Origin of the sequence: Pseudomonas brassicacearum (assembly GCF_003732175.1) — a bacterium.
GTDB classification, from domain to species: domain Bacteria; phylum Pseudomonadota; class Gammaproteobacteria; order Pseudomonadales; family Pseudomonadaceae; genus Aquipseudomonas; species Aquipseudomonas brassicacearum_G.
In genome coordinates this window covers 1-7,619 of record NZ_MOBI01000054.1, presented here as the reverse complement: position 1 = coordinate 7,619, position 7,619 = coordinate 1, and the positions used below count along the sequence as shown (strand labels likewise).

8 protein-coding genes and 1 pseudogene are annotated in these 7,619 nt (G+C 50.8%); 4 read left to right on the top strand and 5 right to left on the bottom strand.

Features of this window, described 5'->3' with window-relative positions:
* From BK658_RS30185 to BK658_RS29745, 4 genes are all read left to right on the top strand, one after another.
* On the top strand, nt 1-229 hold a 229-nt coding region (locus BK658_RS30185; protein ID WP_221178632.1), incomplete at its 5' end, for a hypothetical protein.
* A 306-nt stretch (nt 230-535) separates the two neighbouring features.
* On the top strand, nt 536-1,681 hold the full coding sequence (locus tag BK658_RS29755) for a mandelate racemase/muconate lactonizing enzyme family protein (protein WP_123585417.1): 1,146 nt from the start codon (nt 536-538) through the stop codon (nt 1,679-1,681).
* Nucleotides 1,682-1,710: 29 nt separating this feature from the next.
* Complete coding sequence (locus tag BK658_RS29750; protein WP_185019931.1) at nt 1,711-2,640, top strand: LeuA family protein; 930 nt, start codon at nt 1,711-1,713, stop codon at nt 2,638-2,640.
* 37 nt (nt 2,641-2,677) lie between these two features.
* A complete protein-coding gene (locus BK658_RS29745) occupies nt 2,678-3,424 on the top strand; it encodes a sulfite exporter TauE/SafE family protein (protein ID WP_123585415.1) in 747 nt (248 codons plus the stop codon).
* Between the two features lie 185 nt (nt 3,425-3,609).
* Here BK658_RS29745 and BK658_RS29740 read toward each other — a convergent pair whose 3' ends face one another.
* The 5 genes and pseudogenes from BK658_RS29740 to tnpA form a co-directional block, all read right to left on the bottom strand.
* Nucleotides 3,610-4,062, bottom strand: coding sequence for an RNA-dependent RNA polymerase family protein (locus BK658_RS29740; protein WP_259740170.1), 453 nt, complete (start codon nt 4,060-4,062; stop codon nt 3,610-3,612).
* A 185-nt stretch (nt 4,063-4,247) separates the two neighbouring features.
* Nucleotides 4,248-4,964: an SDR family oxidoreductase gene (locus BK658_RS29730; protein WP_123585413.1), complete on the bottom strand. Its 717-nt coding sequence runs from the start codon at nt 4,962-4,964 to the stop codon at nt 4,248-4,250.
* Between the two features lie 101 nt (nt 4,965-5,065).
* Nucleotides 5,066-6,613 (bottom strand): annotated as a pseudogene (tnpC, locus tag BK658_RS29725) (IS66 family transposase).
* A 61-nt stretch (nt 6,614-6,674) separates the two neighbouring features.
* Nucleotides 6,675-7,010, bottom strand: coding sequence for an IS66 family insertion sequence element accessory protein TnpB (gene tnpB, locus BK658_RS30570; RefSeq protein WP_123585412.1), 336 nt, complete (start codon nt 7,008-7,010; stop codon nt 6,675-6,677).
* Nucleotides 7,007-7,339 (bottom strand): IS66-like element accessory protein TnpA, encoded by a 333-nt coding sequence (gene tnpA, locus BK658_RS29715; RefSeq protein WP_259740169.1) that lies wholly within the window; start codon nt 7,337-7,339, stop codon nt 7,007-7,009. The genes tnpB and tnpA overlap by 4 nt, the downstream gene beginning before the upstream one ends.
* Between the last annotated feature and the right edge of the window lie 280 nt (nt 7,340-7,619).

The following is a 7,619-nucleotide window of genomic DNA, read 5'->3' as shown; positions in this document are numbered from 1 at the left end:
CAGGTGGCCGGATGTTAGTGGAATGAGTGGCCGGATGGCGTGGAATCCGCAGCGAGTGAGGAAAAACGCCCTAATCGCCCGGAAACAGGGCGTTTGGCAAGGCTATCTGACATGCGAAAAAGCGGAGAAAAGAAGAGAAATATCAGACAGGATTGGTGCCAAAGGTAGCGCGAAAAAGGGCCAAAAACGGCGTGAACTCACACACGGACCTACACAAGATCCTCTCTGACACTAAAAAGTGAATATCCTTAGATTATATGGCTATAAAAGCCATACTTGAACTTTGTCAAAAAGTATAAAAGCGCATTTTAAAAGATCCTGACTCAATCTGTAATGATTTGTAATAATTTGAATTTAATAAAAAAAATTAAACTTTCTGCTTGATCAAATAAAAGCAATAGGTAGAAGAATGAAATTCTGTCACGAAGCGTAAAGAAAATGTATCAGCCTCGATACTTGATAAGGTTGGATCCAATAAATTAAATTCCGCTTCAGCTTGCTAGTCACCCATGACAGCCAACAGGAAGTTGCCGATATGCTTATCGCCAAAGCCGAAGTTTTTTTGACCGAAGTTCCTTACAAATCCCCTTATCAGACCGCTACCAATATCACTGCCAAAGGCCGCCATGTCGTATTAAAATTAACAACTGACACTGGACTAGTCGGATGGGGCGAGTCAGGCATTATCTCTAGAGGTTATCCTGCACAGGGAGATACGCCTGAAACGATGTTCGCCGTACTTGAGGCTTATTTATGCCCAGCGATCATCGGCACAGACCCGTGTAAGTTTGAAGTCCTCATGAGTGCTCTCGACACCCTAATTAAAGGGCATCTTTTTGCTAAATGCGCGATAGATCACGCTCTTTTGGATCTGGCGGGAAAAATCCTTAACGTTCCAGTCTGTAATTTATTGGGTGGTGCACATAACCTTAGCTACAATGTGAGCCGTAGCCTGCCCTTTGCCTCCCCCAAAGAAGTCACTGAACGGGCGCTCCAGTTACAAGGCCTTGGCTACCAGCGACTAACACTTAAAGGATCCGGCATTCTTAAAGAAGATTACGCCTGTTTTAAATCAGTCAGGCAAGCATTAGGTGACGATTTCGAGCTTGAAGTAGATCCTAACTGCGCATATGACATTCCCACGGCTATCCAATTTATCAAGCGCATAGAACAACATGGTGTTTTCGCTGTAGAGCAACCAACGCCCGGCCACGATATAGCTGGGTTAGCCGAGGTAAAGCGCAATGTTTCCACGACGATAATTGCCGATGAAAGTCTATTTACCAATCGAGATCTCAAAGAGATCATTCATTTCAACGCAGCAGATGCGATATGCCTGAAACCTTTTAAATCTGGTGGAATATTGTCTTCGCGTCGACTATGTGCTGCTGCCGAAGTTTCTGACCTACAAATCAGCACGGGGAGCATGCATCCGTTCGGCATTGGTACGGCAGCACTCCATCATTTTGTTTCTACGCTGAAAAATGTCGCAACCACAGGATACGGGTGTCCGACCGAAAGGTTCGCCGACGACATCATTAACGAGACTTGCTATTCATTCTCAAATGGAAAAGTCATCCTTTCGGTCGACAAGCCTGGATTGGGGGTCGATGTGAACGAAGAAAAATTATTCTCGTATTCGACACAACACAAAGTCATAGAAAATGCAAAATGCATTTAAGCCTCCCTACAAGACAATGGACTGTATATATGACATTTATCACTCTTGTCGACTCAACGCTGCGGGAAGGAAATCAAGCTCCGGGGGTTAAGCTTACAACAAAATCCACATTAGTCATCGCTGAAGCCCTTGCTGAGGCGGGTATCGAATTTATCGAAGCAGGCCACCCTTACGCTTCGAGGCAAGAGTTTGATAGAGTATCTTCACTTGTGAAATCAAAGTTTGCAAAAAATATACTTGCGCATGCCCGCGCCCATAAAGACGATATCGATGCAGTATCGGCAACGGGGGCGAATTGGGTTGGAATCTTTGCAGGTATTAATGAAACATCACAAAAGCACAGGCTCAGAAAAACAAAAGCAGAAATACAAGAGTTAGTGAGGCGAAGCATCATGCATGCAAAATCGCCAGGACTAAAAGTTCGTTACACCATTGAAGATTCCTCTAGAACTCCTCTTGCAGACTTAATTGACACTTTTGAGATTGCCAAAAATGCGGGAGCGGACAGGATCTGTTTCGCAGACTCACTAGGAATCTGTGAGCCATTCAAGGTCCAATCCACCATAGGACTGATTAAAAAATTCATTCCCAATATCGATCTTGAGGTGCATTTTCACGACGACAGGGGCTTAGCAATGGCCAATACTCTGGCGTCAATTGAAGCTGGAGTAACTTTTGTCTCCTGCACAGTAAATGGTATTGGAGAACGATGCGGCATCACAGAGACATGCCTTCTAATTACAAACCTTCACTACAACTCAATACCTTGCACCGGAAAAAGCCGGAAAGTACTAAAGCTCAGCAACACCGTTTCCAAAGCAATTGGAGATACATTTGACCGCCGCCGACCAATCATCGGCGAATACAGCTTTGTGCATACCGCAAAACTACACCTTACGGCCAACGCTAGAGATAGGAGTTGCTACCACTGGGTTGACCCTGTGTGCCTGAGCGAATAACAAAAGACTTACATCTTCATTAAGCGAGCGTAGCGATATGATTTACAGCGAATGGATGACAGGAGTCGGCTTGGTCATTCTTGGGGTCATAACGGGATTCGTGGGCACCAACACGGGTGGAAGCGTATTCCTGACGGTCCCTGTGATGATTTGGCTCGGAATACCACCTCAGTCTTCAATTGCTACAGCCCGCTTAGCCTCGGTAGGTACCATGGTTGCCGGCTTGAGACATTTCCACAACAAAGGAAAAGTCGATTATGTGGTGGCAATACCAGCTGCTGCTCTAGGACTACTTGGTGCTCTTGTAGGTGCGAGCTTGCTTCTTCAAATAGACCCTTCACTGCTGCACAGAATAATTGGCTTGCTGACCTTATTGCTCGTCGCGCTCTCTCTTACAAAAAAACCCAGCTCGCCCGACACTACCCCATCGATGGCCAGACGGCTTTTGGGATACATTCTCTTCATTCCAATTGGCATGATCGGCGGCTTATTTGGAGGACAAGCCAAGCTGTCAACTTATTTATATATAATCTTCTTTAAAAAAACCATTAGCGAGTCAGTTGGCACTCGAAAGGTCGGAGGGCTAGTATTATCAATAGGCTCCTTAATGATATTTGGAGTGAGTGGCATCATTAACTGGCAGTATGGCTGCTGCCTTATTATTGGCACGCTACTTGGCGCAAATGCCGGATCTAAGTTTGCACTAAAGAAAGGCGACGAGTGGATGGAGACCGTATTCAATATAGTTGTTATAGGTCTGGCATTGAAAATGCTTTTTTGGTAAATCTCGGGTCGCGGTAGAGATGGCGGTTACCTGCCCCCCGCAGCCCCGTACGTGCGGAACTACCGCATACGGCTCCTGCCTCGGGTATATGACGCGAAGCGATCCTCAGGGTAAGGATGTGCATTTCTGGGTCTAGGTATGTAGAAGTCGGCAAGGCGTTCGTAGCGTGACCATTGAAGCCGATTTCACTGGCTACGACGTGTGAGGGCTTGCTGCCAAAGACGGCATACCGCCAGACGAAAACCACCAAGACCTATCAGGTTTCCCGGCACCGCGTGGTAATTGAAGTAGCCCGTGACCACCCGGGTAAGCCACTGACCCACGACTTGAACAGACTCGTGGCGTCGGCGTTTCAATTCATCCCGAATGGCCAGCAGCATCGCACGCATTCGCTTCTTGACTGTCAGTCGCAGTATTTGAAACCCACCGCTTCTGTTCGTACTACAACAGTGCGTGAAGCCCAGGAAGTCAAACGTCTCCGGTTTACCCAGCCCTCGCCGCCTGCGATTCTTTACTGCAAAACGACCAAACTCAATCAGCCGTGTCTTCGAGGCATTGAGAGATAAACCAAACTTGGCCAAGCGTTCCTGCAACTGCACCAGAAACTGCTGAGCCTGCCATTGCGTGCTGAAACCCACGAAGATAGATATTCGTCAGCAATGGCGATATCACTGCGCCGTGGGGAGTCCCCTTGGTCGCAGCCACCCTACGGCCATCTTCCATTACACCGGCCTGAATCCATTTGCAGATAAACCCGAGCAGGGTAACCGTCCGGCCAACACATGTTCCCGAGGTCGCACTCAGGTCGAAACTCCGAATAGCCTTATCGACCGCCGAGACTTCCTCCGCCGTCGACACCAATCACTTGACCCGTGATGTAGGAGGCCCCATCACTCAGGAGAAACGCAATCAACGACGCAACCTCCGACGGACTGCCTAGCCGCTGCATAGGAATTGTCGAAAGTATTTTACGCTCCTCGTCCCCACCCACAGGTCTTGTTTTTCGAAAAAGCTCGGTCTCTATCGGGCCCGGAGCTACAGCATTTACGGTGATGCCGAGAGGTGCTAACTCAAGTGCCCAGGTGCGAGTGATGCCTACCAACGCGCTTTTGGCTGCGGCATAAGACGTTCGATCACGAGCTCCGTAAATTGCCCGACTACACACGTTCACTATACGTCCGGCAGTAGAGCGTTTAAGGGATGGCAAGCATGCCTGCGCAATCTGCACCGAAGCCCGGACATTCAGGTCTAAGACAGCTTGGAGGGTCGCCAGATCTAGGGTTTCGAGACTTTGTGGTGCAGCAATGCCTGCATTATTGACGATTGCATCTATTGAAAATTCCTTTAGCAACTCTGAAAGAGCTTTATCCGTTTGTTGAATATCTGTCAGATCGCAGAGCAACAACTTGCCAGGAAAATTTTCAGTGGGATGCCTAGCGATGCCGATCACATTCCACCCTAAGTCTCTTAGACTAAAACTTAGGGCTCGGCCTATTCCTCTGGTCGCGCCTGTAATAAGTACTGTCTGCCCGCTTTTCATACGTACTCATCTGTGCTTAATGTAAATATATAGATAGCACAATCTATCTTGTGATTTCTATGCTGCTCAGGGCACCAAGAGCCCGTCAACATACCTTGAGATTAAACGGGTGCCCATTTGTACGGCAGCAACTGATCGATTTCACTCGCCCGCTGCGTCGGTAGGTGCGTGAGAACGTCTTTCAAATAAGCATACGGATCATGCCCGTTGAGCCGCGCAGACTGGATCAAACTCATGATCGCCGCCACTCGTTTTCCGCTGCGTAGCGACCCTGCGAAGAGCCAGTTCTTACGTCCAAGAGCCCATGGCCGGATCTGGCTCTCGCACCAATTATTATCAATGGGTACGGCCCCGTCACCGAGGTAGCGCGACAGCGCTGCCCAGCGTTTCATGCTGTAATCCAATGCTCTGCTGATAGCCGAACCTTCGGGCACGAGATCACGCTGGGCGATCATCCAGGCGTGCAGCATATCCATCACCGGTACGGCTTTTTCTTGCCGTATTCGGCGACGTAAATCCGGCCTCAGGTCGCGGACTTAGCTCTCGATTTCGTATAGCAGTTGGATATAACGCAGGGCCTGCTCGGCCAGCATGCTTTTGTTGGTGGCGTGCAGCTCGAAGAACTTACGTCGCGCATGGGCCATGCAACCGATCTCGGTCACGCCGAGTTCGAAGCTGGCCTTGTAGCCACCAAAATCATCACACACCAGCTTGCCTTTCCAATCTTGCAGAAAGTTACGAGCATGCTCACCGGCGCGGCTGGGGCTGAAGTCATAAACGACAGCCGCGGTTTCGCAGAACTGACTGGTGGCGTAGGCCCAAACATAGGAACGGTGGGTTTTCTTTGAGCCCGGAACGAGCATCTGTACCGGCGTTTCATCGGCATGAATGACCTGCTGCCCGAGCACTACATCGCGCAACGCATCGACCAGAGGCTGTAACTGCACGCCCGTCATGCCAACCCATTGAGCCAACGTTGAACGTGGAATCGCCAAGCCCACTCTACCGAAAGTCGATTCCTGGCGGTAAAGAGGCAGATGGTCGGCAAACTTCGCGATCATGACGTGGGCCAGCAACCCAGCGGTAGGGATCCCCTTATCGATGATCTGCGCCGGAACCGGCGCCTGGATCAGCGTTTCGCAGTCATCACAGACCCATTTGCCCCGGACATGACGCTCGATGCTAAACACGCCGGGCGTATAGTCCAGCTTCTCGCTGACGTCCTCACCGATGCGTTTGAGTTCGCAGCCACATGAGCAGTGAGTGTTGTCTGGTTCGTGATGGATCAACGTGCGTGGAAACTCTGCCGGCAACGCACTGCGTTTAGGCTTTTGCTTTTTCTCGGTCGGTGTCGGAGCGGTTTGCAAGGACTGAAGCTCAGCTTCAATCGCCGCGATATCGGTATCGATCAGGTCATCGAGCAAGCTGGCCTGCTGCGGATTCAACTGCTCGCTGCGCTTGGCAAACTTCAAGCGCTTGAGCTGCGCGATCTCATGGGTCAGTTTCTCGATAACCGTCTGGTCGCGGTTGATCTTCTTGCCCATGGTCTCGACCGTCTTGCCCATCGTCTCGACACGCTGCATCAACTGCGCCGCCAAAGCGCGCAGTTGTTCAGGGGTAAGGTGATCGAGATTGGGGAGCGAAGTCATGGTGCCGATTTTGCCAGACCAGGCAATTCGCGGCGATAGACCGATAGGCTAATGGCAGCCGTTAAAGCAGTGTGATCGCACCGCTGGAGCCCGCGCGCTGCCATGGCAGGCCCAACACCAGGGCCTGGAGTTGCTCGGTACCCAACTCTATTTCAGAGCCATGGCGAATGCTTGGCCAGTGGAACTTACCTTGGTTCAACCGGCGAGCAGCCAGCCAGATGCCGAAGCCGTCATGCACCAGAACTTTCATACGAGTGGCGCGGCGGTTGGCGAACAGATAAGCAAAGTGCGGCTTCGCCGCACCGAACACCGCGATCACTCTGGCCAACGCAGTCTCGGTGCCAGCTCGCATGTCCATCGGCTCGGTGGCGAGCCAGATGGAGTCGATGCGGATCATCGCAGCAGGTCTCGAAGAAAGGTCGCGCAGGCAGCAGCATTTTCGGTTGGCCAGTTCACTTTGACGGTGCCGCGCGGGTGCTGGATCTCAACGCAGATACTCGATGATGATGCGTGCGAATTTGCGCCGGCCAGTTGCATTGGCAACGGAATGAATGCAGGTTGCAGCGCCGTGCTTTTCTGCGCTTGCACCCGAATCCATTTGTGGACGAGGTTAGCGTTGAGGCTATGGCTGAGTGCGATGCTGGCAATCGAAGCGTCGGGCTGGGCACACTCTTGAATGACTTGAGCCTTGAAGGACTTGGAGTAGGAACGGCGTTGTGGCTGCATGAAATACCCGCTTAAAAGGCTAGAACTGGTGCCCACTTAAATTTAAAGTGCATACCATGTCCTGGCCTTGCGGGGCTGGGTAGATGACTTGGCCGGACGGATACCGAGCAGGCGACAGCCTGCAATCCGGTGTCCCAGAAACATCAGCATCCATTCTGTGAGTTAGCAGCGGATTTGGCACCGACCAGGCCCTTGCAAGAGATTCCGAGCAGACCACTACATACAGCCTGAACGAGCCCCATGAAAGACAGGACACCGTTTCCCCCTTACGATAAGGGAT